We start from the raw sequence: 25,042 nt of genomic DNA, 5'->3' as shown, positions 1-25,042 counted from the left end.
TGTACGTCGAGCTCCGGGCGCCGGTTGCCCCCGGCCTCTTACCCGCGAGTCAGTTCCCGCGCCGAGCGCCACTCCTCGAAGTACAGGTCGGCGTGGTGCTCCTGGTAGCGGGCGAGGTCGTAGATGTGCACGGTCTTCGCCCAGCGGAAGTCGACCGTCAGCTCGAAGCCGTCGGCCTCGGCGCGCGCGGTGTCCTGCCCGAGGTAGTACAGGCCCACCGAACCGTCCGCCGAGATACCGGCCACTTCGCACGGATAACCGAGGTACTCCGCGCGCGTGGTGACCTCCGTGGTGCGGCCGTCCTCGATCTGCACCACGCCCGAACGCGGCCGGCCCTGGACGACCGCCGGGGTGCCGTTCGCCCAGCCGCCGGTGAGCGGGTGGCCGTCCACCGGGCGCGCGAAATGCGCCGCCCGCCAGCGCAGGAACAGCAGGTCCGTCTGCTTCTCGTAGTAGTCACGCAGGTCGAGCACGTCGACGGTCTTGAAGTACTCGTACCGGTTCTCGTGCACGAAGCCGTTGATCGTGGCCCATTCCTCGTCCCACTCGGCTTCCATGATGCGCGCTCTGCCGGTTTCGTCCATGTCGTCGACCAGCACGCCGTGCCCGCGGTAGGTGGCGTAGACCTGCACGGAGATCACGCGTTCGCACGCTTCGACCGGAACCGGCTGGGTCCGCACGGCCAGCAGGTGGACATGGGTGTCCCCGACCGAGTACGAGACCGGGTGGGACACGCCGTCGAGTACGGCGAACGTGCCGTGCCGGTACCGGGGGTAACGCATGACACCCCTTCGCTGAACTCTCCCGTCGGTTTGGACCCAGGGAGTTTACGAGCAGCTTACGGAATCAGCGACTCGGTTCAAGGGTGAGATGGCCGATACCCTTGGCCGCCGAACAGACCTGCCACGGCCCCGGTCCCGGCGCGTAGCGCAGCTGGTAGTCGAGCCGGATGGGCGGTTTGGACCACTGGAAACGCGTGTAGTCGAGCCGGAACAGCCACGCGACCACCGGGCTGGCGTTGTCGATGCGCTGCCGGATCTGTGGTGCGAGAAGTCCGGGGTCGGAAAAACCGTCGACGATCGTGCAGTCGCAGAAGTACGCGAGAGTGCCGATTTCGCCGGGGGCGCCGACCGCCCGGTCACCGACGCGGGCCGCCAGTTCGTGCCCGACGCGGGCGTAATCCCGCGCGCTGGCCCAGTTTCCGAAGAACGGCGGCGCCTGCCACGGCAGCGGCACGAGGAACGCGGGCGCGTATCCGGCGACCAGCAACGCCGTGAGCGTCAGCGCACCGGCGCGCGGCCACTTCGCCGCCTGCCCGGCGATTCCCGCGGCCGCCGCGCTCAGCGCGGTCACCGGCGGCACGAAGTACCAGTGGTACGGCGGCACCCGCAGCAGGGCGTAGAGCAGGCAGTACGCGAGCGCGCCGAGCCCGAGCGCGACGAACGGGTCGAAACGGCGGCGCAGCAGCAGGACCGCGAGCACCGCCAGCACCCCCAGTTCCGCGGGCGCGAAGCTCAACGCGACAACCGGATTACTGCTCCGCATGAAGTCCAACCCGGTGTGCAGGTAACCGGGGCCGCCGAAGGACCGTTGCAGCTGCTTGATCACCAGCGTGTCCGGCACCGCCGAACCGAAGTAGAGCCAGCTGAACACCAGCCACGGCAGGGCGACGAGCGCGCACCAGCCGACGACCTGCGGCAGTTTCCGCCGCACCGCCGCCGAAGCGGCCCCGATCAGCACCACGAACACCACGAGGTCCAGCCGGGTCAGCAGGGTAAGCCCGGCGAGCGGGCCGAACACCCCCGGCCGGCCCACGAACGCCACGAGTAGCGTCAGCATCGCGGCGATGAGCAGGACCTCCATGCCCAGCGCGGAAAGCAGCAGCGGGTTGAGCAGCACGAGCGCGATCCCGAGCACCTGCGCGACCGCCGGTAAGCGCATTCTCGACCAGGCCCAGCCGAACACCGCGCTCACGCCGACGTTCACGATCCCCAGCGCCAGCACGGGGTGCACCGAACCGGACAGTCGCGTGAGGAGGGTGACGAACCCCAGCAGCGCGACGTGCAGCGGCGAGGTCGCCGTGTTCGCCGGACGCCCGGGGATCAGCGCCCAGTCCCCGTGCACCGCGAGGTTCCGCGCGTAGTCGAGCGTGATGTACGCGTCGTCGGTGAGACTGTCCTTGGCCACCAGGAAGGTCAGCGCCGACAGCAGCGCTGCGGTGACCGGCAGCCACCAGGACCTGCTCACCAGGACATGGTTACCGCTCGACGAGGACGGTAAACGGCCCGACATCACGCTGCGTGAACCTCGGCGACGCGAACAACGCCGGATCGAAGTCGACCTTCTCCACCGCGACCGGCGACGCCTGCGGGAACGAGTCGGACGCCAGGTACGCGGCGAGCTTGCCGCCGTCCCGGCGCAGCACGAACACGTTCGGCGCGTGGTACGGGCTGTCCGCGAGCCGCTGGAGCAGCTGGTCCGGACCGGCCGCGGCGGCCCATTGCTTGATCTCCGCATTCCGCGCGGTGTACTCCGCGAGGGGATTCGCGTAGTGCGGCGTGGTCTGCTGGAAACCCCAGTACGGCGCGAAGGACAGCAACCGGTCGTACGCCGAAAGCACGATCTCGTCCGTCCGCGGGCGGCCGGACAGCTCATCGATGGTGCTGATCAGCTGGCCGGTCCAGGCGCCGTCCTTCGACGGGTCGTGCTGGCCCTTCGCGTTGTACCCGTCGGCGTAGTAGTCCGACTCGGCGGTGTCGACCTGGTCGCCCAGCGCCTGCACCGACGCCTGCGACAGCGACACCGCGGCGGCGAACGCGAGCACGAACCCGGTGACCAGCACCGGCCGCGACTCGCGGAACAGGCCGGGCACCAGCCGCAGCAGGTCGACCGCGGCGAACACCCCGGCGACCGCGAGCACCGTGTCGAGCGTGACGACGAACCGGAACGCCAGCAGCGTGGTGTGCGCCAGCAGTGCGAGCGTCGACAACGCGAACCAGACGTACACCAGCGCCGTGACCGTCAGCAGCGGGAACGCCACCTGGTCACGCCGGGCCCGCAGCACGAGCCAGACCAGCCCGGCGAGGCACAGCACGCCGAACACGCTCGTCGGCGCGAACGGGGTCGGGAAGTTCGCACTGCTGTCGGGCAGGAAGTGCGCGGCGACATTCGGCTCGCCGAGACCACCCGCGAGGATGAACGGCCCCCACGTGACCAGCGACAGCAACCCGGTCACCACGCCCACCACGACGAGGCGCAGCAACAGGCGCTTGACCACCGGGCCGGCCGCCTCGCCGCGGCGCACGTCGAGCACACCCGCCACCACGGCGAGCACCACCACGACCAGCACGCCGAACACCAGGTGCAGCGTGTAGGTGATCCCGCAGACGCCGAGGTACGCACCGATCAGCACGAGCGTCCACGCCGGAACCCGGCCGCGGCGGCGGAACACCCGCCACGCCAGCACCGCGATCGGCGCCAGGCACGCGGTGGTCGGCCACGCGTACGGCTCGTCGACGGCGACCGTGGTGAAGCCCGCGAACACCGTCGCGATCGAGGCCAGCAGCGCGAGCCGGCGGCGCACCACCAGGCTCCACAGCACGAAGGCGACGACGGTGGCCAGCGCGATCCACAGGATCGAGTACGGCTTGTAGGCGGCCCAGCCCTCCCAGCCGAGGAGGTTCGCGAAGCGGCCGCCGAGCCAGAACCAGCCGCCCGGGTAGTACGGCGCGAGGCCCTGGTAGTTCATGTCCGCGAGCGAGTGCCCGGCGGTCATCCGCTCCAGGTACTGCAGCCGGAAGGTGTTGTCGACCGAGGAGCCGCCCAGGTAGAACCGCGTGGCCTGCAGCGGGATCGCCAGCAGCAGCGTGGCGAACGCGCTCAGCGCCGCCCAGCAGCCCGCGACCTTGAGCCAGGACGGCCAGCGGGCCGCCCAGCCCCAGGCCAGCAGCGTGAACAGCACCAGCAGGATCACCGCGGACGCCAGGTTCACCAGCGCGTCCGGCACGTACGTGCCCGGGTCGGTGCCGATGTGGTTCGCCGCCACCTGCAGCACCAGGCTCAGCACCACGGCCAGCACGCCACCGAGCACCAGCTCGGCCACCGTGCGGCCCAGGCCGAGCCGCGTGAGCGGGGCTTCCTCCGGCGCGGGCGCCGTGTCCTTCGCGGCGGCCCGCGCCAAGGTCGTCGTCACAGGTAGAACGTCACCGCGAGCGTGACGACCCACAGCAGACCGAGGACCTGCAGGATGCGGTCCTTGAGCACGACCTCTTCGGGCTCACCGGCTGTCCCGCTGTCCACGTCCACCGCGTACCGCAGGATCGCGACCACGAACGGCACCATCGAGATGACCGGCCACACCGAGCCGTCCGCGCGCTCGCGCAGCTCGAACGCCCACAGCGAGTACGACATGATCACGATCGCGACCGAGGTCGCCCACACGAAACGCAGGTAGCTCGCCGAGTACTTCTTCAGCGACGAGCGGATCTTGGCGCCCGTGCGCTCGAACAGCATCACCTCGGCGTAGCGCTTGCCCGCCACCATGAACAGCGAGCCGAACGCCGTGACCAGCAGGAACCACTGCGACAGCGCGATGCCGGCCGCCACACCACCGGCGATGGAGCGCATCAGGAAGCCCGAGCCGACGATGGCCAGGTCGACCACCGGCTGGTGCTTGAGCCCGAAGCAGTAACCCAGCTGGACCGCCTCGTAGACGCCCAGCACGATCGCCAGCTGCGGGCTGGCCAGGAACGACAGGCCGAGGCCGACCAGGAAGAAGACGACCGCGGCGGCGTAGGCCACCGGCACCGGCACGAGCCCGGCCGCGATCGGCCGGTTGCGCTTGGTCGGGTGCGCCCGGTCCGCCTCGACGTCGATCGCGTCGTTGATCAGGTACACCGACGAGGCGACCAGGCAGAACGAGACGAACGCGACCAGCGCGTCGAGCAGCACCCCGCCGTTGGTGATCTGCGCGGCGGTGAACGGCGCGACGAAGACCAGCACGTTCTTCGCCCACTGGCGCGGCCGGGCCGTCTTGACCACACCGAGCACCGACCGGAACGGACCGCGCTTGGCCGCGCCCTCGACGGGCTCGGGAGCGGCGGCGAAGTCCGGCTCGGTGTCGAGGTCGTCCCCGGCCGCCGTGGCGCTCGCGGTGCCGTTCTTGCTCTCGGCGGCCTCGGTGGTCTCCTCAGGAGGCTCCACTTCGGTCTCCGCCTTGTTCACTGAATTGGTCACGCGGCTTCCCTACCCCTTTTTGCGGATCTTCCTGCGCAGCAGACCACCGACCACACCTCCGAGCGCGGCTCCGGCGAGCACGTCTGTCGGGTAATGCACCCCGAGCACGAGCCTGGAGGCCAGCATCGGCGGCACCAGGGCGGGAACCAGGTTACGCCCGGTCAGCCCGGAGTAGAGCACCGCCGCCGCCGTCGTGGACGTGGCGTGCGAGGACGGGAAGCTCAGCCGGCTCGGCGTGCCGACGAGCACCTCGACGCTCGGGTGCTCCGGGCGCGGGCGGCGGACCACCCGCTTCACAGCGATCGACGCGCCGTGCGCGGCGACCACGCCACCGGCCGCGACCAGCCAGTCCTTGCGGCGCTTGCGGTCCACCGCGGCGCCGACGAGCCCGGCGGCGAACCAGCCGATGCTGTGCTCACCGAAGTGCGAGAGGCCACGCGCGGCCTTCACCGTCGCCGGCCGCTTGAGCACCCCCTGCACCTTGGCGAGGATGTCGATCTCGGTGAGCGGCCTGTCGCCCTTCTCAAGCATCGAGGCTCCCGTCCAGGGGCGCGCCGTCGGTCAGGTGCGGGGCGATCTTGTTGTCGAACACCGACAGCGCCGAACCGATGGCCATGTGCATGTCCAGGTACTTGTACGTGCCGAGACGCCCGCCGAAGAGCACGTTCTTGTCGCGCGCCTCGGCCTTGGCCAGCTCGCGGTAGCGCTCCAGCTTCTCCCGGTTCTCCGGCGTGTTGATCGGGTAGTACGGCTCGTCGTCCTCGCCCGCGAAGCGGGAGTACTCGCGGAAGATGACCGTCTTGTCCTTCGGGTAGTCCCGCTCCGGGTGGAAGTGGCGGAACTCGATGATCCGGGTGTAGGGAACTTCCTGGTCGTTGTAGTTGACGACCGAGGTGCCCTGGAAGTCGCCGGTGCCGACGACCTCGGACTCGAAGTCGACGGTGCGCCAGGTGAACCGGCCCGCCGAGTAGCCGAAGTAGCGGTCCAGCGGCCCGGTGTAGACCGTCGGGGTGCCCGCCGGGATGTGCTCGCGCACGTCGAAGTAGTCCACGTTCAGCCGGATCTCGATGTTCTCGTGCTCGGCCATCTTGTTCAGCCACGCCGTGTAACCGTTGACGGGCAGGCCCTCGTACGTGTCGTTGAAGTACCGGTTGTCGAACGTGTAGCGGACCGGCAGGCGCGTGATGATGTTCTCGCCCAGGTTCTTGGGGTCGTTCTCCCACTGCTTCGCGGTGTAACCGCGGATGAACGCCTCGTAGAGGGGACGGCCGATCAGCGAGATCGCCTTCTCCTCCAGGTTCTTCGCGTTGGCGGTCTCGAACTCGGACGACTGCTTCGCGATGAGCTCGCGCGCCTCGTCGGGGGTGTGCGACCGGCCGAAGAACTGGTTGATCAGGCCCAGGTTCATCGGGAACGAGTAGACCTGGTCCTTGACCCGAGCGAACACTCGGTGCTGGTAGTTCGTGAACTCGGTGAACTGGTTCACGTACTCCCACACCCGCTTGTTCGAGGTGTGGAACAGGTGCGCGCCGTAGCGGTGCACCTCGATGCCGGTCTCCGGCTCGGGCTCGGAGTAGGCGTTGCCGCCGATGTGGGAACGCCGTTCCAGGACGAGCACGCGCTTGTTCAGCTGCGTGGCGGCGCGCTCGGCCACGGTCAGCCCGAAGAAGCCGGAGCCGACGACGACGAGGTCGTAGCCGGTGAAGTCGGCTTCGGAAAAGTCAGTGGAGTTCGTGTGCTCGCTCACGGGCGTCGAGGGTACCCACGCTACGCAGTGCTACCGCACCGGCCGTGAGTTAAGCCGTGCCGTGCAATTTCGGCAAGACGTCGGACACGACCTGTTCAAGCACCGTTTCCCGGCCTTCGTACGGCCCGCCGGAGCGGGGCCAGTGCGTGACGACGTCGGTGAAACCCAGCTCCTCCGCCCGGCCCGCCGCGTCGGTGAACGCTTCGACGCTCGTCAGGGAGAACACGGGCGCGGAGTCGAGGCTCAGGTAGCGGTTCACCGGCTTGCGCCCGGCGTCGGCGAGCAGCTCGTCGAACTTCCGCGACAGCTCGCCGACCCCCTGCCACCACTCGTCGAGCGTCTCGGCGGGCTTGCCGTTGGTGATCCAGCCGGTGCCCAGCCGCGCCGCCAGGCGCATGGTGCGGGGACCGTTGGCGGCCACCAGGAGCGGCGGCCGCGGCCGCTGCACCGGGCCCGGCAGGTTCCGGACGCCGACGGCCTGGAAGTACTCGCCGGAGTAGTCGAACTTGTCGGTGTTGAACAGCCCGTGCAGGGCCTCGACGAACTCGGTCAGCCGGTCGGCGCGCTGCCGCGGGGTGGGCTCGGTGCCGCCCATCGCGAAGTTGTCGTAGCCCAGCCCGCCCGCGCCGACGCCGAGCAGGAGCCTGCCGTCGGAGATGTCGTCGAGGGTGTTCAGCTCGCGCATGAACGGCACGGGGTGGCGGAACACGGGCGAGGCGACGAAGGTGCCAAGGCGGATGGTGGAGGTGACCATGGCGGCGGCGGTGAGCGTGGGCACGGCGCTGAACCACGGCCCGTCCACGAGGGATCTCCAGCCGAGGTGGTCATAGGTCCAGGCGTGGTCGAAGCCGTACTCCTCGGCCGCCCGCCACTTGGGCTCGGCGGCCCACCACCGGTCCTCGGGGAGGATCACAATGCCTACGCGCACGTAGCCAACGCTATCGGGCAGGGCTGACAAAGGGACAATGGGCGTGTGGAGCAACCCCTGTTGATCGCCTCGGACGTGGACGGAACCCTGCTCGACGGCCAGGAACGGCTGTCCCCCCGAACCCTGGCGGTGCTCCGCCGGGTGAACGACGCCGACGTGCCGGTGGTCCTGTGCAGCGGCCGCCCGCCGCGCTGGATCCCGTCGGTCGCCGAGCCCGCCGGGCTGACCGGTTACGCGGTGTGCGCGAACGGGGCGGTGCTCTACGACATCAGGCAGGACCTGATCGTCGAGGTCAACGGGCTGCTCGAACCGGTGCTGCTGGGCGAGGTCGCCGCCGAGGTGGAGAAGGCGATTCCGGGCTGCGCGTTCGCCGCCGAGCGGATCGGCAGGCGGGCCGTGGACGCCGACGTGCGCAACCTCGTGATCGAGGAGAACTACCGCAACCCCTGGGGCGACGGCGAGGGCGTGCGGGTCCCGCGCGCCGAGGTCATCGGGCACCCGGCGATGAAGTTGCTGGTCAGCCGCCCGGGGATGACGTCGGACGAGATGGCCGAGGCGGCGGGCGCGGTGCTCGACGGCTCGGTGGACATCACGTTCTCCGCGGGTTCGGGGCTCATCGAGATCGCCGCGCACGGCATCACCAAGGCGACGGGCCTCGCGGAGGTCGCGGAGCGGCTCGACGTGCCCGCCGAGCGGGTCATCGCCTTCGGGGACATGCCGAACGACGTCGCGATGCTGGAGTGGGCCGGGCACGGCGTGGCGATGGCCAACGCGCACCCGGCCGTCCGGGCGGCCGCCGACGAGATCACCGCACCGAACACCGAGGACGGCGTGGCGCAGGTGCTGGAGCGCTGGTTCTAGGCACGGCTCACGCTGTGGCGGCCGCCCGGCCGAGCGGGAAGCGCACGCCGGTGAGGTCTTCCGAGACGGCCCAGAGGCGTTGCTGCACGGTCAGGTCGTAGGAGCCGGGGCTGGAGGTGACCAGCCTCGGATAGCCGCGCAGCTCGGCCAGACCACCGGGCCCGTAGTACTGCCCACCGAGGACGGACGGGTCGGTGGCGGCCCGCAGGGTGGGAAGCGCGCCCGCCGTGGCGGGCTGGGTGAGCACCGGAGCGAGCCAGGTGATCAACCGGCGGGCGGCCGGCGGGGTGTTGCGGGCGAGTTCGGTGTTGGAGACACCGGGGTGTGCGGCCACCGCGACGGTGGTGCCGTGCGCGGCGAGCCGGCGCTGCAACTCGTAGGTGAACATCAGGTTGGCGAGCTTCGACTGACCGTAGGCGGCGACCCGGTCGTAGGAACGCTCCCACTGCAGGTCGTCGAAGTGAATGGCGGCGCGGATGCGATGACCGGTGCTGCTGACCGTGACCACGCGGGAGCCGGGCACGGGCAGCAGCAGGTCGAGCAGCAGCCCGGTGAGCGCGAAGTGGCCCAGGTGGTTGGTGCCGAACTGCAGCTCGAAGCCGTCGCGGGTGGTCTGCTTCGGGGTGTACATCACGCCGGCGTTGTTGATCAGCAGGTCGATCCGCGGGTAGGTGGTGCGCAGGGCGGCCGCGGCGGCGCGCACCGATTCCAGCGAGGTCAGGTCCAGTTCCTGCACGGCGACGTCGCCGTTGATCCGGGCGGCGGCCAGCTTGCCCTTCTCCGTGTCGCGCACGGCCAGCACGACCGTTGCCCCGCGCTCGGCGAGCCGCCGGGCGGTCTCGAAGCCCAGTCCGGTGTTGGCACCGGTGATCACGGCTACCCGGCCGTCCTGGCGCGGGATCTGCTGCTCGGTCCACTTCATCAGAACCTCCTAATGTACCGCCGGTAACTTATGACTCGAACGATAATGTTCCGCCGGTACATTGTCAAGGTACCGGCGGTACCCAAGCTAGGATCGAAGTCATGACGTTCCAGCGGGCGCGCACCGAAGAGCAGCGTGAAGTCCGGCGCCGGGCGATCCTGGAAACGACCTCGGCGATGCTCGACGAGATGCCGGTGGCCGAGGTGACCCTGAACGAGCTGAGCCGGCGGGTCGGCCTGGCCAAGACGGCGGTGCTGCGTTATTTCGAGTCCCGCGAGGCGGTGCTGCTCGACCTGATGGACGATCGGACGGCGACCTGGCTGGCCGAGCTGGAGCAGGAGCTGGCCCGCGCTGTCGACCTGGACCGGCCCGCGGTGGAACGGGCCGAACAGACGGCCGACGTCCTCAGCCGGTCGCTCGCCGCCCAGACGGCGCTCTGCGACCTCTACGGCGCGCAGGGCGGAGTGCTCGAACACAACGTCTCGGTCGAGGTGGTCCGCCGGCACAAGCAGGCCTCACTGGCCAACCTCGCGGTGATGGCCGGCCTCGTCCGGCGGTACCTGCCCGAGGTCGGGGACCAGGCCGAACAGTTCTGCCTGACCGTCCTGGTGGTGGCCGGCGCACTGTCCGCCTACACCCCGCCGCCGCCGAGCCTGCTCGCCGTCTACGAATCCGAGCCAGCACTCGCGGTCCACCACACCGACCTGCGGACAGGGCTGCGGCTCGCGATCATCACGTCGCTCGTGGGCCTACTGCCACGCTCCTGAGTCCGGAGCTAAGAGACCTCGGGCGGCTCGGGTGCCGTGCCGCCCAGGTGGGCGGGGAGCCACCAGCGCTCGTCAGGGCTGCTGGGCTGCTCCGGATACTCGGCCTGCGCCTTGTCCAGCAGGTTCGCCATCCGGCTGCGCAGCTCCCGCGTCTGCACGTCCACGTCGTCCTCGGGGTGCGGGTGCATGGGCTCACCGAGCAGGACGGAGATCGGCACGTGCCGCTGCGTGAGGCGGCGCGGGCGGCCCTTCGTCCACAGCCGCTGCGTGCCCCACACCGCCATCGGCACCAGCGGCACGTCCGCTTCCGCGGCCATCCGCACGGCGCCGGACTTGATGCCCTCGACCGTGAACGACGGGCTGATCGTCGCCTCCGGGAAGACGCCCACCACCTGCCCGGCCCGCAGCCGGGCGACGGCCTCCTCGTAGGAGGCGCGGCCCGCCTGCCGGTTGACGGGGATGTGGTGCATGCCGCGCATCAGCGGCCCGGAGATGCGGTGCCGGAACACCGGCTCCTTCGCCATGAACCGCACCAGCCGCTTCGCCGGCTGCGCGCCGAGGCCGCAGAAGATGAAGTCCAGGTAGCTCACGTGGTTGCACGCGATCACCGCGCCGCCGCGCCGGGGCAGCTGCTCGCCGCCTTCCACCCGCAGTTTCAGGTCCAGGACCCGGAACATGCTCTTCGCGAACAGGATGACGGGCGGGTACACGAGCTCTGCCATGCCACCAAGGTTACGGGACCGTAGGTTACTTCCGCGTAGTGAAGAGGGGGCGCTCACAGCTCCCCGGTCAGCGCCTGGTAGTCGATCTTCCCGCTGCTCAGCAGGGGCACGGTGCCGGTGCACCGCACGTCGAAACCCGAAGCGTGCAGGTGCAGCCGGTCGGCCAGCGCTTCGGACACGCTCCGGCAGGCTTCGCCGGGCAGGCCCTCGACGAACAGCACCACCCTGTCGTCGCCGGGCACCGCGGCCACGAGCCCCACCTCCGGCGCGCACGTCCGCACGGCCTGCTCCAGGTCGTCGAGGCTGATCCGGTTGCCGTACACCGTGCCCATGCGCTTGAGCCGCCCGGTGACGAACAGGAACCCGTCCTCGTCGAGGTAGCCGAGGTCGCCCGTCGCGAGCACCCCGTCGAGCTGGTCGCCCAGCGCGAGCCCGGCCTCGTCCTCGGCGTAGCCCATCATCACGTTCGGGCCGCGGTAGACGACCTCGCCGCTGATCTTCGGGTGCGTGGTCTCCGACCCGTCGTTGTGCCGGATGCTGAACCGGCCACCCGGCACGGCGGGTCCGACGGAGTCCGGTTTCCGCGCCAGCAGTTCCGCGGGCATGGTCGACATGCGCGGCCCGGCCTCGGTCTGCCCGTACATCACGTACAGCCCGCCGCCCGCCGCCCGCATCTTCGCGTCGAACTCCGCGACCAGCTCCGGGCGCAACCTGCCGCCCGCCTGCGTGAGGGTGCGCAGCCGCGGGTGGTCGGCGGGGTCGAAACCGTTGCGCCGCAGGATCTCGTAGTGCGTCGGCACCGCGGCCAGCGACGTGCAGCCGCACCGGTCGACGGCCTCCCAGAACGCGCGTTCCCGCAGGCCCGAGGGCTCGATCACCACCGTCGCGCCGCGGGCGAGGTGCGAGTTCAGCACCGACGTGCCGTAGGCGTAGTGCGGCGGCAGGTTCGTCGGCGCCACCTCGTCCGGCCCGATGCCGAGCACCTCGGCGATGGCGTGCGCGTTGGCCACGACCGCGCGGCGGGAGAGTTTCACCAGGTGGGGCGTGCCGGTGGAGCCACTGGTGGCCAGCAGCAGCGCCAGGTCCGGGTGCGGCAGGACGCCGTCCGGGTCCTGGCGCACCCAGTGCCCGTCCTTCGCCACATATCCCGGCGGCGGAGCGGCGGCGGGTGCGGTGAGCACGGCTCCCGGCCGGAACCGCTCGACGAGTTCGGTCACGGATCCGGTGCTCAGCGCCGGATCGAGGAGCGCGACCGCGCGCCCGCCCTCGAACGCGGCGAGGTAGTGCAGGATCCCCGTCAGGTCGATCCCGGCACGGGCGAACAGCACCCCGCCGGGCAGGGCGGACAGAGCCTCCGCGACCCGCGTCACCTGCAGCACGAGCTCGTCGTGCTCCAGTGCGCGGCCGGTGGTCGCGTCGACGAGCCGGGCACCGTCCCCGATGAGCGTCACGTCCTCATCCTTCCGCTGGTGGCCCGCCCACGGTAACCGCCGGTCCGCCTACCCTGGTCCGGTGACGCAGCGAGCGGTGGTGATCGGCGGCGGCATCCTGGGCCTCGCCGTGGCGTGGGAGCTGACCCGGCGCGGCACGGCGGTGACCGTGCTGGAGAAGGAACACACCTGGGCGGCGCACCAGACCGGGCACAACTCGAACGTCGTGCACGCCGGCCTGTACTACAAGCCGGGCTCGGCGAAGGCCCGGATGTCCGTGGCCGGGAACAGGTCCATTGTGGACTTCGCGCGCGAGCACGGCGTCGGCGTGCAGGTGTGCGGCAAGCTGGTGGTCGCCACCGAGGAGGCCGAGCTGCCCGCGCTGCACGTGCTCGCGGAGCGCGCCGAGGCCAACGGCGTGCCCGCGCGGCTGGTCCCGCCGGAGGAGGCGCGCGAGTACGAGCCGGAGGTGGCCTGCGTCCAGGCGCTGCGCGTCGAGTCCACCGGCATCATCGACTTCCCCGGGGTGTGTGCCGCGCTCGTCCGGCTGCTGGCGGAGAAGGGCGCCGAGCTGCGGCTCGGCACGCCCGCGCTCGGCGTCCGGCCGGGCCGCACGGGCGGGGTCGAGGTCGCCACCGGCCACGACGTGCTCCGCGCCGACGTCCTGGTGAACTGTGCGGGCCTGCAGTCCGACCGCATCGCGCGGCTCGCCGGGCTCACCCCGCGCGCCCGGATCGTCCCGTTCCGCGGCGAGTACTACGAACTGCGACCCGAACGGCGGCACCTCGTGCGCGGGCTCATCTACCCGGTGCCCGACCCGGCGCTGCCGTTCCTCGGCGTGCACCTGACCCGCATGCTCGACGGCAGCGTGCACGCGGGCCCCAACGCGGTGCTGGCGTTGCGCCGCGAGGGCTACCGCTGGCGCGACGTCTCCCCCGCCGACCTGCTGGACGTGGCGCGGTTCCCCGGCGCCTGGCGACTGGCACGCCGGTACGCCTACCCGACGGGGCTCGAAGAGGTCCTGCGCTCGCTGTCGAAGCGCCGGTTCGCGGCGAGCCTGGCGCGGCTGGTGCCCGCGGTGGGCCCGGACGACATCGTGCGGCACGGCTCGGGCGTGCGGGCGCAGGCGCTGCTGCCCGACGGCTCCCTCGTCGACGACTTCCTCATCGAGACCGCTCCGCACCAGGTCCACGTGCTCAACGCCCCGTCACCGGCCGCGACGAGCGCACTGGAGATCGCGAAGCACGTGGCTAACGTGGCAGGTGCTTAGCGACCAGCGGGGCCGCCGCGCGAGCGGTGTCGCACGCCTTGGTGGTGTCGCCGAAGTTCTGGCTGCTCACCGTCACGAACGACAGCTGGGCCAGTGTGACGGCGTAGTCGCACATCGAGTCGCCGATCACGCTGGGGTAGTGGTCCCACGTCACGCCGCCGAACTCCTCCTGCCCGTCGGGCGCGCTGGAGTAGTACTCGCGCACGTTCAGGTCGGTGCTGAGGAAGACCTGCAGCGAGCCGTCCAGCTCCGAGTCGGGGTTGGTCGAGGACCAGTTGCAGCTCGGCGGGATGCGTGAGGCGGGCTCGGCCTCGCGCGGCACGCCGGGCACCTGCAGGCCCAGCTCCTCGGCCTCGTCGCTGGTGAGCAGCGAGCACGGGTCCGTCGACGCCTGGGGCGTGACCGTGACGCGGGCCGGATCGGGCTGCGCCGTCCCGCCGATCGTGCTGGTGCAGGCGGAAGTCAGCGCCAGGGAAATTAACGGCACGGTTACCAGCGCCGCCGTTCGTTTTCGCACGCGGAACCTACCGTCCTGAGTGGAGTCTCCCGGGGATAAGGGGAACATCATGACGGGCAGTCCCTTCGAGATCACGCTGCCGGCGCAGACGGGAGTCGGCGTGGTCGCGCCGTTCGACTTCGCCTTGGACCGCGAACTGTGGCGCTGGGTTCCCGATCAGGTGTGCCTGCACACCACGCGCCTGCCGTACCTGCCGGAGCCGGTGACGGTGCAGCTGGCCGAGGCGCTGAGCGACCCGCACGGTGTGCGCCGCGCGACGCGGGACGTCCTGGTGCCGGAACCGCTCGTCGTCGCCTACGCCTGCACTTCCGGCAGCTTCGTCGGCGGCGCGGCGGGCGAGGCCGAGCTGGTGCGGAGCATGCTCGACGCGGGCGCCCCGGCGGCGGTCACGACCTCGGGCGCGTTGATCAGGGCGTGCACCCGCCTCGACGTCCGCCGGCTCGCGGTGCTCACCCCGTACGTCGACGACGTGACCGGCAGGCTGCTGGACTTCCTGGCGGAGTACGGCATCACCACCACCGCGAGCGTCGGGCTGGGGCTGCTCGGGGACATCTGGAAGATGTCGTACTCGGCGGTGCTGGGCGCGGTCGCCGGGCTCGACCTCACGGGAGCCGACGCGTTGTTCGTCTCCTGCACCAACGTGCCCACCTACGACGTGGTGGCGCCGCTGGAACGGCGCCTCGGCATCCCGGTGCTGACCGCGAACCAGGTCACGATGTGGGCCGCGCTGGAGGACGCCGGGCAGGTGCTCGCCGCGGAAAGCGCACTCACCGAGCCGCTCTTCGTGCCCGAGGTGGCCTGACGAGCCGGTATGCCACCGAGAACTCCCGGTGGATACGCTGGACGGGACAATCCCGGCTCGTACCTGGAGTTCCCATGCACGACCCTCGTCAGCTGCTCGACCCCGACGTGGACGCGGCCGCCAAGCTGCGCCGTCGCGGGTTCGTGCTCGACACCGACCGCCTCGGCAAGCTGGTCAGCAGGCGCTCCGAGGTCATCGGCGAGGGCGACCAGGCTCGTGCGGAGTCCAAGAAGGCCGCCACCGAGGTGCAGGCCGCCGCGCGGCGCGGCGAGGACATCACCGGGCTGCGGGAGCAGGCGCGGCAGCTGAAGGTCCGCATCGGTGAGCTGGAGGACGAGCAGCGTTCGGTCGAGGCCGAGCTGCAGGAGTTCCTGCTCGCGATCCCGAACCTGCCGCTCGACGAGCTGCCCGACGGCGCCACGGAGGAGTTCGCCGAGGAGATCCGCCGCTGGGGCGACGTGCCGCAGTTCGACTTCACCCCGCTCGACCACGTCGACCTCGGTGAGCGCGCCGGGTTCCTCGACCTGCAGCGCGCCACCAAGCTGTCCGGCCCGCGCTTCGCCGTGTTCAAGGGCCCGGGCGCCCGGCTGGAGCGCGCACTGGCCGCGTTCTTCCTCGACGTGCACATCGAGCAGGGCTACACCGAGTTCTCGCTGCCCGCGCTCGTCACCCGCCAGACGATGACCGGCACCGGTCAGCTGCCGAAGTTCGAGGAGGACCTGTTCCGCACGGCGGTCGCCGACCGGGAACTGTTCCTCATCCCCACCGCCGAGGTGCCGCTGGTCAACCTGCACGCGGGCGAGATCCTCAACCTGGAGGACCTGCCGCTGCGCTACACCGCGTACACCCCGTGCTTCCGCTCGGAGGCCGGCTCGTACGGCCGCGACACCCGCGGCCTGATCCGGCAGCACGAGTTCTCGAAGGTCGAGCTCGTCCAGCTGGTCGACGCGGAGAAGTCGCGTGAGGCGCTCGAAGAGATCCTCGTGCACGCGGAGGAAGTGCTGCAGAAGCTCGGGCTCGCCTATCGGGTGATCAAGCTGCCCGCGGGCGACATCGGTTTCTCGGCCCAGATCACCTACGACATCGAGGTGTGGCTGCCCAGCCAGGACACCTACCGCGAGATCTCCAGCGCGTCCGACACCGGCCTGTTCCAGACCCGCCGCGCCGGCATCCGCGCGAAGGGCAAGGACGGCAAACGCGGTGCGGTGGCCGCACTCAACGCCTCCGGGCTGCCGATCGGCCGCACCCTCGTCGCCCTCGTCGAGCAGTGCCAGCAGGCCGACGGTTCCATCCGGATCCCGGAGGCGCTGGTGCCGTACACGGGCTTCACCACGATCAACGCGGACGGCACCACTTCCTGAGGCACGCGTGAGTGAACCCCGAACGTGTCAGTTTCGGGGTCCCCGGAAAACGTCAACTCCTTTCAGGACGGTTGACGATCCGAAGGGGAGATTCAGTCATGACGAGCACACTTCGTCCCGAGGAACTGACCGAGAACGCCGTGGTCGACCCGGAGGGGAAGAAGATCGGCAAGGTGGGCACGGTCTACCTGTCCGACGACACCCAGGAGCCGGAGTGGGTGACCGTGCGGACCGGGATGTTCGGGCAGAAGGAGAGCTTCGTCCCGCTGCGGGGCGCGCGCCTTGACCGCGACGGCCTGCACGTCCAGGTGTCGAAGGACCAGGTTTCCGACGCGCCGCGCACCGACGCCGACCAGCACCTGTCCGAACAGGAGAGTGTCGAGCTCTACCGGTACTACAACCTGCCGACGCCGCGCGCCTCGATGGAGAACACCGGCGGGCGCCGGGGCGGGATGGACACCGGCCGCACCCGCGAAGCCGGTGAGGCCATGACCCGCTCCGAGGAGCAGCTGAAGGTCGGCAAGGACCAGGTCGAGACCGGCCGCGTGCGGTTGCGCAAGTACACGGTCACGGAGGAACAGCAGGTCCGGGTGCCGGTGACGCACGAAGAGGTGCGGATCGAGCGCGAGCCCATCACCGACGGGGAGCGCGCCAACGCCCGCATCGGCGACGAGGAGCAGGAGATGACCCTGCACGCCGAACGGGCGAAGGTGGAGAAGGAGGCCGTGCCGATGGAGAAGGTGCGGCTGCGCAAGGAGGACGTCACCGAGGAGCAGCAGCTCTCCGGCGAGGTCCGCAAGGAGCGCATCGAGGTCGACGAGGACGGTCGCGACGGTCGCGACCGCATGGGCCGCCGCAACCACCCCTAGTCGCTAGCCGCGCACGAACCGGGCCACGATTTCGCCCAGTTCCGCACCGGCGTCCTCCTGCAGGAAGTGCCCGGCACCGGTCACCGTGGGATGGTCCAGGCCAGTGGCGCCCTTCATGGCGCGCTTCAGGACCGGGGCCATCCCACCGGTGATCGGGTCTCCGTCGGAGAACGCGCACAGGAACGGGATGTCCAGTTCGGACAGTGTGGCCCACGCCCGCCGGTTGGCCTCGCTCGCCGGGTCGTCCGGGCGGATCGGCACGAGGTTCGGCATCGCCCGCGGCCCGGCCTTGTACATCTCGTTGGGGAAGGGCGCGTCGTAGGCGGCGCGGACCTCGTCGGACAGTTTCGTCCGGCAGCCGGACTGGATGAAGCGGCCGATGTCGAGCTTCGGTGCCTTCTGCACCGCCTGGCGGAACTCGTGCCACACCGCCGGCATGTCCTGGTCGCCCGTCGGCAGCCCGGTGTTGGCGGCGACCACCCGCGCGAACCGCTCCGGGTGCTCGGCGACGAGGCGCAGCCCGATCAGCCCGCCCCAGTCCTGGCCGACCACCGTGACGCCCCGCAGGTCCAGCGCGTCGAAGGCGAACGCGCGGATCCACTCCACGTGCCGGGCGTAGGTGTGATCGGCGATGTCGACCGGCTTGTCGGACCGGCCGAAGCCGACCAGGTCCGGCGCGATCGCCCGCAGGCCGGCGTCGGCCAGTACGGGCAGCATCTTGCGGTACAGGAAAGACCAGCTGGGCTCGCCGTGCAGCAGGAGCACGGGCGGTCCGTCGGGTGGTCCGGCCTCGGTGTAGGCGATCCGGACGATGCCGTCTCTCGGGTTGTCGATGTCGGCGTACAGCGCTGGGTAGTCGAACTCTGGCAGGTCGGCGAACCGGTCTTCGGGAGTCCTCAGGAGGCGCACACCCCGACCCTAGGAGATTCCGACCGCCACCACGAGCCCCAACGCGATGTGCGCGGCCGCGACCACGATGCTGGCGGGGGCGAACTTCTCGCTTTCGATGGTGGAACCGACGTCGATCCGCGTCGCCCACTCCAGCAGCCGCACCGCCAGCACCTGCACGATGATGCCGAGCAGGCCGTAGACCAGCGAGGTGATGAGGCCCTCGGTGAGGTCACTGGCCGAGTTGAAGATGGCCACGACCACGATGAACGCCATCGACAGCATGCCCGACGCGGTGACGATGACGGCGTTCGGCAGGCCGCGGTGCACCAGCGACGACAGCTTGCCGGGCGTGGTCCAGTCGATCGCGTAGAAGCCCACCAGCATCAGCAGCAGCCCGACGACGCCGTACAGCAGGATGGCGCCGATCCCCTTGACGAGGTCGGAGCCGAAGGTGTCGGCCAGCGCGAGGGTCATCGAGTCTCCCAGGGTCGGTCAGTGTGTCGCGGGGTGTTTATCACGATTCCGGGATGCGGTGGGGGACGAATGCCGCACCGTCATCCGTGACCAGGCCCGCGGTCTCCCGGATCCCCAGTCCGGCGGAGCTGTCACCGACGATCCACGCGCCCAGCGCGGGCCGGAACCCGTCGAACTCGGGCAGCGGGTCGAACGCCTGGTAGACGTAGCCCTCCTCGCCGTAGACGCCGGGCGTCTCGGTCTCGTAGCCAGGGGCCACGATCGACACGTTCGCGCCCTCGCGGCCCAGCTTCGGCTTGCGCACGTACTCGGTGAGCAGGCCGGGGTCGTCGGCGAAGGCGGGCAGCAGGTTGGGGTGGCCGGGGTAGTTCTCCCACAGCACGGCCAGCAGCGTCTTGTTGGACAGCAGCATCTTCCACAGCGGCTCGACCCACAGGGTGCGCGGCAGCGACTCGACCGCGTAGCGGCCGAACTCCTCGTCGACCACCCACTCCCACGGGTAGAGCTTCACGACGGTGTTCATCGGCGCCTCTTCGAGGTCGACGAACCGCTTGAGCACCGGGTCCCAGCCGATCTCCTCGATCGCCAGCCCCACGGTGTCCAGCCCGCCCTCGGCGGCGGTCTCCTGCAGGTAGGAGGTGGTGATGTGGTCCTCGCCCGTGGGGTCGGCGGACGACCACGTGAAGTACAGCTCCTTCGACGGCAGCTGCGTGCCGATCTCCTGCCAGCGCTCGACGAGCTTCTCGTGGATCGAGTTCCACTGGTCGTCTTCGGGGAAGACCTCGGTCTTCCAGTGCCACTGCAGCACCGCCGCTTCGAGCAGCGACGTCGGGGTGTCGGCGTTGTACTCCAGCAGCTTCGCCGGGCCGCCGCCGTCGTAGCGCAGGTCGAACCGGCCGTAGACGTGCGGGTCGTGCCGCTTCCACGACTCGGCGATGTGCGGCCACACCCACTCCGGGATGCCGAACCTCGCGTACTGCTCCGTCAGCACGACGTGCTCGACGGCCTCCAGGCACATCGAGTGCAGCAGCTCGACGTCGGCCTCCAGGGACAGCACCTCGTCCATCTCCAGGACGTAGTGCACGGACTCGTCCCAGTACGGGCGGTCCTTGCCGGAGCCGTAGCGCGCGGGGGTGCCGAACACCAGGCCCTGCTCCTCGACGATGCGCTGCCAGTCCCGCCGCGGGGCGCTGGTTCCCCTCCGCACTTACGAGCCCCCCGACTTGCCGCTGCCGCCCGTGCTGCTCTTGCCGCTGATGCCGAACCCGCCGCGCTGCACCGTCTTGCCCGAGTTGGTCTTGATCGTCGGGCTGCCCGAGGGCTTGGTGTACGTGCCGCCCGAGACGTGCTGGCCGATCGTGCCGGTGCCGCCGTAGTTGTAGCGGTACTGGCCACCGCCGATGCCGAACGGGATGATCCACAGTCCGCTGCCGGAGTCGTAATGACCACCGTGGGTGGCGACGTAGTTGTCGTCGCAGTACTCGTCGTTCTGCACCACACCGTTGGCGTCCGTGCACACGGCGTTGACGGTGTCGGGCGTGCCGACGAGGTACCAGGCCGCGACGACACCCACCAGTCCGACGGTGACCCCGCTGCCGATCATCACCTTGCGGCGGGTGGCGGCCTTGCGCTCGGCCTCCTTGTACGCCTGCTTCGCCGCCTCCGTGCGCTCCTTCTCTTCCGCGAGCGCCTTGCGACGGGCACGTTGCTCCGCGAGCGTGGGTTCACGCGGCTTGGTCGACTCCGGGTCCTGGAACCGCATGGAACCGCGCTGGGGTGCCTGCTCCGGAGACTGCTCCCCCTCCGGCGGGGTCTCTTCGGTCATCAGCGAACACACTAACCACCCGAGGGTCGTCTTGCGGGGCAGACGCGGGCATTATTGACGCGATGCTCGGACACGGCTTGGCAACGAACACGGTGCGCACCCGACTCGTCATGATCGGTGTGTTCCTGGGCGCGGTCGTCGCGCTGTCGCTGAGCGTCGCCTTCTCGTGGGGTGGCGGCGTGGCCGGCGGCGGGAAGGTCGAGGAGTCGCCGGAGGCGAAGGCGGCCTTCCACGCGAACGCGGGCGCCTGTCTCAACTGGGTGCAGCCCGACGCGAGCGACATCCACACCGTGCCGTGCGCGCAGCCGCACCTGTACGAGGTGACGGGCGTGGTGAGCGTGGGCGACAAGTACCCGCAGGGCGCGCCCGCACCCAGCGTCGACGAGTGGCGCGACCTGGCGATGGGCCGGTGCACCGACGGCGCCGAGAAGTACCTCGGCAAGCAGCTCGACCCGTTCGGGAAGTTCACGGTCAGCGCGCTGCGCCCCGGCACCGACGAGTGGGCGGACGGCGACCGCGACATGCGGTGCGTCCTGCAGTGGGCCGCGCCGGGCGGCGCGCTGCAGCCGGTGACGGGCAACGCGGCGGGCCAGTCGCAGGCGGCGGTGTGGGAGCCGGGCACCTGCCTGGCGCTGGCGGACAAGACGGTCGGGAACCCGATCGACTGCGCGCAGCCCCACGCGTACGAGATCGTCGCGACGGTGGACCTGAAGACGCACTTCACCGGGGGCTACCCGGCGCAGAACGACCAGGCGACGTGGCTGGACACCGAATGCAACCACGACGTGCAGGGCTACGCGGGCGGCGTCGACCTCGACGCGCAGAAGCTGATCCTCACGTGGGACCTGCGGGAACAGGAGAGCTGGGACGCGGGGTCCACGCTGGTCAACTGCAAGGTGGCCGCGAAGCTGCCGGACAACAGCGGCCTCGCGCCGGTGACGGGCAGCATCCGGCAGCAGGCACAGGACGCTCCGCCGGCGTCGTCGGCCCCGCCCACCAGCAAGGCCAGTGGGTGACGCGGTGCCGGTCGAGATGACCGCCGCCCGGTTCGAGGAGCTCGTCGCGGACGCGCTCGACGCCGTGCCGGAGGAGTTCGCGCAGGCGATGGACAACGTCGTCGTGCTGGTGGAGGACTTCAACGAAGAGGCGCCCGGGATTCTCGGGCTGTACCACGGGGTGGCGTTGACGTCCCGGACCAGTGACTACAGCGGGGTGCTTCCGGATCGGATCTCGATCTACCGGGAGCCGATTCTGGCGGTGTGTGAGACCGAGGACGAGGTCGTCGAGGAAGTGCTGGTCACCGTGGTGCACGAGATCGCGCATCATTTCGGGATCGACGACGAGCGGTTGCACGAGCTGGGGTGGGGTTGACGCGCTGAGCGCGTGGGTCGTGGTCGCTTCGGGTGCGGATTTGACCGGGCGTGGCCGCCCTCGTTGCCCGGCCCACCCCCGCCCCGTTTAACGGTTGGCTCACCGCGTCAAGGGCGCCTGCGGCGTCGCTTCGCGATGGCTTCGCCACCCCTGACCCGGCGAGCCAACCGCTAATGCAGCTGGGGATCGGGGTCGGGTGGGGGCCGGGCGGTGGGGCCTGGGGTTGCGGATCGTTGCGGGGTGTCCTTCGCCGTGTTGATAACAGCCTGGACGCAATGCTGGGCTGTGCGCGCCCGCTGGTGTTGCAATGGCCCATGCTGACCGATCCCGAGGACCTGGCGCCGGACGAACCGGTGGCTTCTCGGCGGCCTCTGGTGGTCGCGGGAGTGGCCGGGTTCCTCATCGGGATGCTCGTGATGGGGCTGTTGTGGATCGGGGCCACCAGTAGCAGCCCCGCTGCCGACGACGCTCGCGCCGCGTGCAAGGCGCTGGAGCGGGCCGGGACCTTGCCGTCCGGGTACGTGAGTCAGGCTGTGCTCGCGCCTGGGGTGGTCCGGCGCATCACCGCGGCCCGTGACCTGTCCGCCGCGGCGGCCGACCAGAATCCCGTTTACCAGGAACTGGCCGACCACCTCGACGGAGTCAGCCGGATGGTCATCAGCCTCAACTTCGCCGACCCCGCCGGGCGCCGCCACCTGACCTTGGCGCAACGGCTGTGCGCCCAGGTCTGACCGCTACTGCGCGTTGCTGCCCTTGACGATCGACTTGACCGTGAGCTGGTTGCCCGGGATCTTGTCGTTCCCGCAGCCCGTGGTGGGAAAGTCGACGAACTCCGAAGCCGTCTCCTGCGGCGGGTACACCCGCAGGCCCCGCACCGGCTGCGGCTGGCACGTCACCGTGTCGTAGTTCTGCACGTTGACGAAACCGATCGCCGCCGACGCGGTCTCGCCCTTGTTCAGGGTGATCGGCGCGCCCTTCGTGCCCTCGCGGAACGCCGCCGGGCCCACCTGGTGGCCGTCCGCCCCACCGACGTACGAGACGCCGGGGAAGCCCTGGATCACGCAGGAATGGTTGCTGATGTTCGTGAACACCAGCGGCCGGTACACGGTCCCCGCCGCCGCGTCCCCCTGTCCGAGCGACAGCTTCAGGTCGCTCGCCTTGCACATCCCGTTGTCCGCCTGCGTCGCCGCCGGCGCCCCCTGCTCGACCGACGCGGTGGACGTCGTCGGGCTCGGGCTCGCCGACGTGCTCTCCGAAGTCGCTGTGGTGGTCGTCGTGCTGGGCTGTGGCTGGGCGTTCTGCGTGCCCTGCCCGCAGGCCGTGACGGCGACCGCCATGCCGGCCACCGCGGCCGCCAGCCCGATCCGAGAGATCCTCACTCGCACCATGTTTTCGCCTCCCTGTGCTGTTCGAGCACTACCCGGGAGACGTGCGGGCCACGCACGTGGTTGTGCAGACCACGCCATTTTGTTACGAGAAGTCGCCGCACGAGGTGAAAACACCACACGGTGGTTCACATCTTCGTGCCCGTCCAACTGAGGCAGGTCCACCCGCCCTCGGGCCGCGAGTCGAGCTCGACGACACCCGTGTTGGGGATGAGCCCCTGGTCGGCCAGCTCCGGGCGGACGTTGTCGGACAGCCACTCGGCCGCCAACCGGATCGCGCCGCCGTGGCTGACCAACGCGATCGCCTCGTCGCCTTCGTGCTTCTCCCGCAGCTCGGCGACCGCCGCGGTGTAGCGGGCGCGCACCTGCTCCCCGCTCTCGCCGCCCGGCATGCTGACGCTCAGGTCACCCCGCGTCCACGGGTGCACCGTCCCGGCGTACGCCATGAGCGCCTCGCGGTCCCCGCGGCCTTCGAGGTCACCGACGTTCACTTCCTGCACCCCGTCGATGACCTGCACCGACAGGGTCAACGCCGCGGCCAGCGGAGCGGCTGTCTGCTGCGCACGGGTGGCGCGCGAGGCGTAGACCGCCGCGAACGGTTCGCCCGAGAGGCGATCCGCAAGCGCTTGCGCCTGCATCCGCCCCAGGTCGGTCAGCGGCGGCCCCGGCAGCGCGGTGTCCAGGATCTTGCGCACGTTCGCCGTGCTCTCGGCGTGCCTGATCAGGTACAGCTTCACGCCAGCTCCCCCCTGCGCACGGCCGCGACCCAGTCGGCGGCGTCGACGAAGTCCTCGTTGCCGGCCGCCTCGGCGATGGTGGCCCGTACCCCGTCGGCCCGCGGGTGCGAGCCGAGGAAGCGGACGTTGCGGCAGCGGCGGCGGAGCGCCGCGAGCGCGTCGCCGATGCGCGGCTCGGCGATGTGGCCCTCGAAGTCGAAGAAGAAGCGGTACTCGCCGAAGTTCGAGCGGGCGGGCCGCGCGTCGAGGCGGGTCAGGTTGATGCCGCGGCCGGAAAGCTCGGTGAGCAGCTCGGCGAGCGCACCGGTGCGGTTCGCGGCCGCGGCGACGATGGACGTCCGGTCGGCACCCGTGGGCTCCGGCAGCGGCTGCTGCGGCTTCCGGACCAGCAGGAACCGCGTGCGGGCGTCGCGCACGTCGGCGACCTCCGTCGCGCGGACCTCCAACGGGTAGTGCCGCACCGCGACCGGAGCGGTCACGGCCGCGTCGAAGTCACCTCGCTGCACGGCCACGGCGGCCGCGGCCGTCGAGGACGTGGCCACCGGCTTCGCGCCGGGCAGGTTCGCCTCGACCCACAGCCGCACCTGCGCGAGCGCGTGCGGATGGCTCGCCACGGTGCGGATCTCCTCCGTCCCGGGGCGCGTCAGGACGCTGAAGTGAACGGGCAGCAACCCTTCGGCGAACGCGACCAATGGGTCCCCCTCGGCGAGACCGTCGAGAGTGGCCGGGACCACTCCTTCGACAGAGTTCTCCACCGGCACGCACGCCGCGTCGGTCTCGCCCTTGCGCACGGCCGAGAGCGCGAGCGGGATCGTCTCAAATGGAATCAGCTCGTCGCCGTCCGCGGCCAGTCCACGGGCCGCCTGCTCCGTGAACGTCCCTTCGGGGCCGAAGTATGCGATTTTTGCCACTCCGCCAGGCTACGCAC

General features: G+C 70.4%; 27 protein-coding genes. 9 read left to right on the top strand and 18 right to left on the bottom strand.

From position 1 onward, the window contains the following. Positions 1-38 precede the first annotated feature (38 nt). The 7 genes from FHX82_RS02090 to FHX82_RS02060 form a co-directional block, all read right to left on the bottom strand. A complete protein-coding gene (locus tag FHX82_RS02090; RefSeq protein ID WP_145936071.1) occupies positions 39-782 on the bottom strand; it encodes a hypothetical protein in 744 nt (247 codons plus the stop codon). A 64-nt stretch (positions 783-846) separates the two neighbouring features. Then, positions 847-2,247, bottom strand: coding sequence for a hypothetical protein (locus tag FHX82_RS02085; RefSeq protein ID WP_229880805.1), 1,401 nt, complete (start codon positions 2,245-2,247; stop codon positions 847-849). A 10-nt stretch (positions 2,248-2,257) separates the two neighbouring features. After that, a complete protein-coding gene (locus FHX82_RS02080) occupies positions 2,258-4,192 on the bottom strand; it encodes an arabinofuranosyltransferase (protein ID WP_145936072.1) in 1,935 nt (644 codons plus the stop codon). Continuing rightward, complete coding sequence (locus FHX82_RS02075; protein WP_229880803.1) at positions 4,189-5,235, bottom strand: decaprenyl-phosphate phosphoribosyltransferase; 1,047 nt, start codon at positions 5,233-5,235, stop codon at positions 4,189-4,191. Before FHX82_RS02075 ends, FHX82_RS02080 begins: the two co-directional genes overlap by 4 nt. Positions 5,236-5,244: 9 nt before the next feature. Further along, positions 5,245-5,766, bottom strand: coding sequence for a phosphatase PAP2 family protein (locus FHX82_RS02070; RefSeq protein ID WP_145936073.1), 522 nt, complete (start codon positions 5,764-5,766; stop codon positions 5,245-5,247). Then, the gene (glf, locus tag FHX82_RS02065; RefSeq protein ID WP_145936074.1) at positions 5,759-6,982 is read right to left on the bottom strand and encodes a UDP-galactopyranose mutase; all 1,224 of its coding nucleotides are present in this window, start codon (positions 6,980-6,982) and stop codon (positions 5,759-5,761) included. Before glf ends, FHX82_RS02070 begins: the two co-directional genes overlap by 8 nt. 49 nt (positions 6,983-7,031) lie before the next feature. After that, the gene (locus FHX82_RS02060) at positions 7,032-7,910 is read right to left on the bottom strand and encodes an LLM class flavin-dependent oxidoreductase (protein WP_145936075.1); all 879 of its coding nucleotides are present in this window, start codon (positions 7,908-7,910) and stop codon (positions 7,032-7,034) included. 45 nt (positions 7,911-7,955) lie between these two features. Between FHX82_RS02060 and FHX82_RS02055 the strand changes: the two genes are divergently transcribed. Then, positions 7,956-8,771, top strand: coding sequence for a Cof-type HAD-IIB family hydrolase (locus tag FHX82_RS02055; protein ID WP_145936076.1), 816 nt, complete (start codon positions 7,956-7,958; stop codon positions 8,769-8,771). Positions 8,772-8,778: 7 nt separating this feature from the next. On the opposite strand, the gene FHX82_RS02050 is transcribed toward FHX82_RS02055, so the two are convergent. Continuing rightward, positions 8,779-9,693 (bottom strand): SDR family NAD(P)-dependent oxidoreductase, encoded by a 915-nt coding sequence (locus FHX82_RS02050; RefSeq protein WP_145936077.1) that lies wholly within the window; start codon positions 9,691-9,693, stop codon positions 8,779-8,781. A gap of 101 nt (positions 9,694-9,794) precedes the next feature. Here FHX82_RS02050 and FHX82_RS02045 point away from each other — a divergent pair, with 101 nt between their 5' ends. Beyond that, entirely contained in the window at positions 9,795-10,460 is a 666-nt protein-coding gene (locus FHX82_RS02045; protein WP_145936078.1) for a TetR/AcrR family transcriptional regulator, read from the top strand. A gap of 8 nt (positions 10,461-10,468) precedes the next feature. Here the strand turns inward: FHX82_RS02045 and FHX82_RS02040 are convergent, their stop codons facing one another. Further along, positions 10,469-11,182: a lysophospholipid acyltransferase family protein gene (locus FHX82_RS02040; RefSeq protein ID WP_145936079.1), complete on the bottom strand. Its 714-nt coding sequence runs from the start codon at positions 11,180-11,182 to the stop codon at positions 10,469-10,471. 53 nt (positions 11,183-11,235) lie between these two features. Continuing rightward, positions 11,236-12,633, bottom strand: a complete 1,398-nt coding sequence (locus FHX82_RS02035; RefSeq protein ID WP_145936080.1) for an AMP-binding protein — start codon at positions 12,631-12,633, stop codon at positions 11,236-11,238. Positions 12,634-12,694: 61 nt separating this feature from the next. On the opposite strand from FHX82_RS02035, the gene lhgD reads away from it, so the two are divergent. Next, positions 12,695-13,882 (top strand): L-2-hydroxyglutarate dehydrogenase, encoded by a 1,188-nt coding sequence (gene lhgD, locus FHX82_RS02030; RefSeq protein WP_229880801.1) that lies wholly within the window; start codon positions 12,695-12,697, stop codon positions 13,880-13,882. Here the strand turns inward: lhgD and FHX82_RS02025 are convergent. Continuing rightward, positions 13,863-14,399 (bottom strand): DUF3558 family protein, encoded by a 537-nt coding sequence (locus FHX82_RS02025; RefSeq protein ID WP_229880798.1) that lies wholly within the window; start codon positions 14,397-14,399, stop codon positions 13,863-13,865. The two genes, lhgD and FHX82_RS02025, sit on opposite strands and share 20 nt — an antisense overlap. A gap of 49 nt (positions 14,400-14,448) precedes the next feature. Here FHX82_RS02025 and FHX82_RS02020 point away from each other — a divergent pair, with 49 nt between their 5' ends. The 3 genes from FHX82_RS02020 to FHX82_RS02010 all read left to right on the top strand — a co-directional run bounded on the left by FHX82_RS02020 (position 14,449) and on the right by FHX82_RS02010 (position 17,431). Continuing rightward, on the top strand, positions 14,449-15,201 hold the full coding sequence (locus FHX82_RS02020; RefSeq protein ID WP_183176427.1) for a maleate cis-trans isomerase family protein: 753 nt from the start codon (positions 14,449-14,451) through the stop codon (positions 15,199-15,201). 74 nt (positions 15,202-15,275) lie between these two features. Then, a complete protein-coding gene (gene serS / locus FHX82_RS02015; protein WP_145936082.1) occupies positions 15,276-16,562 on the top strand; it encodes a serine--tRNA ligase in 1,287 nt (428 codons plus the stop codon). Between the two features lie 98 nt (positions 16,563-16,660). Beyond that, the gene (locus FHX82_RS02010) at positions 16,661-17,431 is read left to right on the top strand and encodes a PRC and DUF2382 domain-containing protein (RefSeq protein ID WP_145936083.1); all 771 of its coding nucleotides are present in this window, start codon (positions 16,661-16,663) and stop codon (positions 17,429-17,431) included. A gap of 3 nt (positions 17,432-17,434) precedes the next feature. Here FHX82_RS02010 and FHX82_RS02005 read toward each other — a convergent pair whose 3' ends face one another. Genes FHX82_RS02005 through FHX82_RS01990 form a run of 4 tightly spaced genes read right to left on the bottom strand, consistent with a single transcriptional unit; the run spans position 17,435 to position 20,558 of the window. Beyond that, complete coding sequence (locus FHX82_RS02005; protein ID WP_145936084.1) at positions 17,435-18,340, bottom strand: haloalkane dehalogenase; 906 nt, start codon at positions 18,338-18,340, stop codon at positions 17,435-17,437. 9 nt (positions 18,341-18,349) lie between these two features. Beyond that, on the bottom strand, positions 18,350-18,796 hold the full coding sequence (locus FHX82_RS02000) for a DUF350 domain-containing protein (RefSeq protein WP_145936085.1): 447 nt from the start codon (positions 18,794-18,796) through the stop codon (positions 18,350-18,352). 40 nt (positions 18,797-18,836) lie between these two features. Beyond that, positions 18,837-20,003 carry a glutathionylspermidine synthase family protein gene (locus FHX82_RS01995; protein ID WP_145936086.1) on the bottom strand — a complete coding sequence of 389 codons (1,167 nt, stop codon included), beginning with the start codon at positions 20,001-20,003 and terminating at the stop codon, positions 18,837-18,839. After that, positions 20,004-20,558, bottom strand: a complete 555-nt coding sequence (locus FHX82_RS01990; RefSeq protein WP_145936096.1) for a cell envelope integrity protein TolA — start codon at positions 20,556-20,558, stop codon at positions 20,004-20,006. It abuts the gene before it with no gap. Between the two features lie 125 nt (positions 20,559-20,683). On the opposite strand from FHX82_RS01990, the gene FHX82_RS01985 reads away from it, so the two are divergent. From FHX82_RS01985 to FHX82_RS01975, 3 genes are all read left to right on the top strand, one after another. After that, complete coding sequence (locus FHX82_RS01985; RefSeq protein ID WP_183176426.1) at positions 20,684-21,637, top strand: septum formation family protein; 954 nt, start codon at positions 20,684-20,686, stop codon at positions 21,635-21,637. Positions 21,638-21,641: 4 nt separating this feature from the next. Beyond that, positions 21,642-21,992 (top strand): metallopeptidase family protein, encoded by a 351-nt coding sequence (locus FHX82_RS01980; protein WP_145936087.1) that lies wholly within the window; start codon positions 21,642-21,644, stop codon positions 21,990-21,992. Between the two features lie 275 nt (positions 21,993-22,267). Beyond that, on the top strand, positions 22,268-22,723 hold the full coding sequence (locus FHX82_RS01975; RefSeq protein ID WP_229880792.1) for a hypothetical protein: 456 nt from the start codon (positions 22,268-22,270) through the stop codon (positions 22,721-22,723). Between the two features lie 3 nt (positions 22,724-22,726). On the opposite strand, the gene FHX82_RS01970 is transcribed toward FHX82_RS01975, so the two are convergent. From FHX82_RS01970 to pheA, 3 genes are all read right to left on the bottom strand, one after another. After that, the gene (locus tag FHX82_RS01970) at positions 22,727-23,380 is read right to left on the bottom strand and encodes a DUF4232 domain-containing protein (protein WP_145934964.1); all 654 of its coding nucleotides are present in this window, start codon (positions 23,378-23,380) and stop codon (positions 22,727-22,729) included. A gap of 125 nt (positions 23,381-23,505) precedes the next feature. Continuing rightward, positions 23,506-24,114 carry a histidine phosphatase family protein gene (locus tag FHX82_RS01965; RefSeq protein ID WP_145934965.1) on the bottom strand — a complete coding sequence of 203 codons (609 nt, stop codon included), beginning with the start codon at positions 24,112-24,114 and terminating at the stop codon, positions 23,506-23,508. Continuing rightward, positions 24,111-25,025 carry a prephenate dehydratase gene (pheA, locus tag FHX82_RS01960; protein ID WP_145934966.1) on the bottom strand — a complete coding sequence of 305 codons (915 nt, stop codon included), beginning with the start codon at positions 25,023-25,025 and terminating at the stop codon, positions 24,111-24,113. The genes FHX82_RS01965 and pheA overlap by 4 nt, the downstream gene beginning before the upstream one ends. Positions 25,026-25,042: the final 17 nt, after the last annotated feature.

Origin of the sequence: Amycolatopsis bartoniae (assembly GCF_014191255.1) — a bacterium.
In the GTDB taxonomy this organism is placed as follows: domain Bacteria; phylum Actinomycetota; class Actinomycetes; order Mycobacteriales; family Pseudonocardiaceae; genus Amycolatopsis_E; species Amycolatopsis_E bartoniae.
This window is presented reverse-complemented; position numbering and strand designations above follow the sequence as displayed.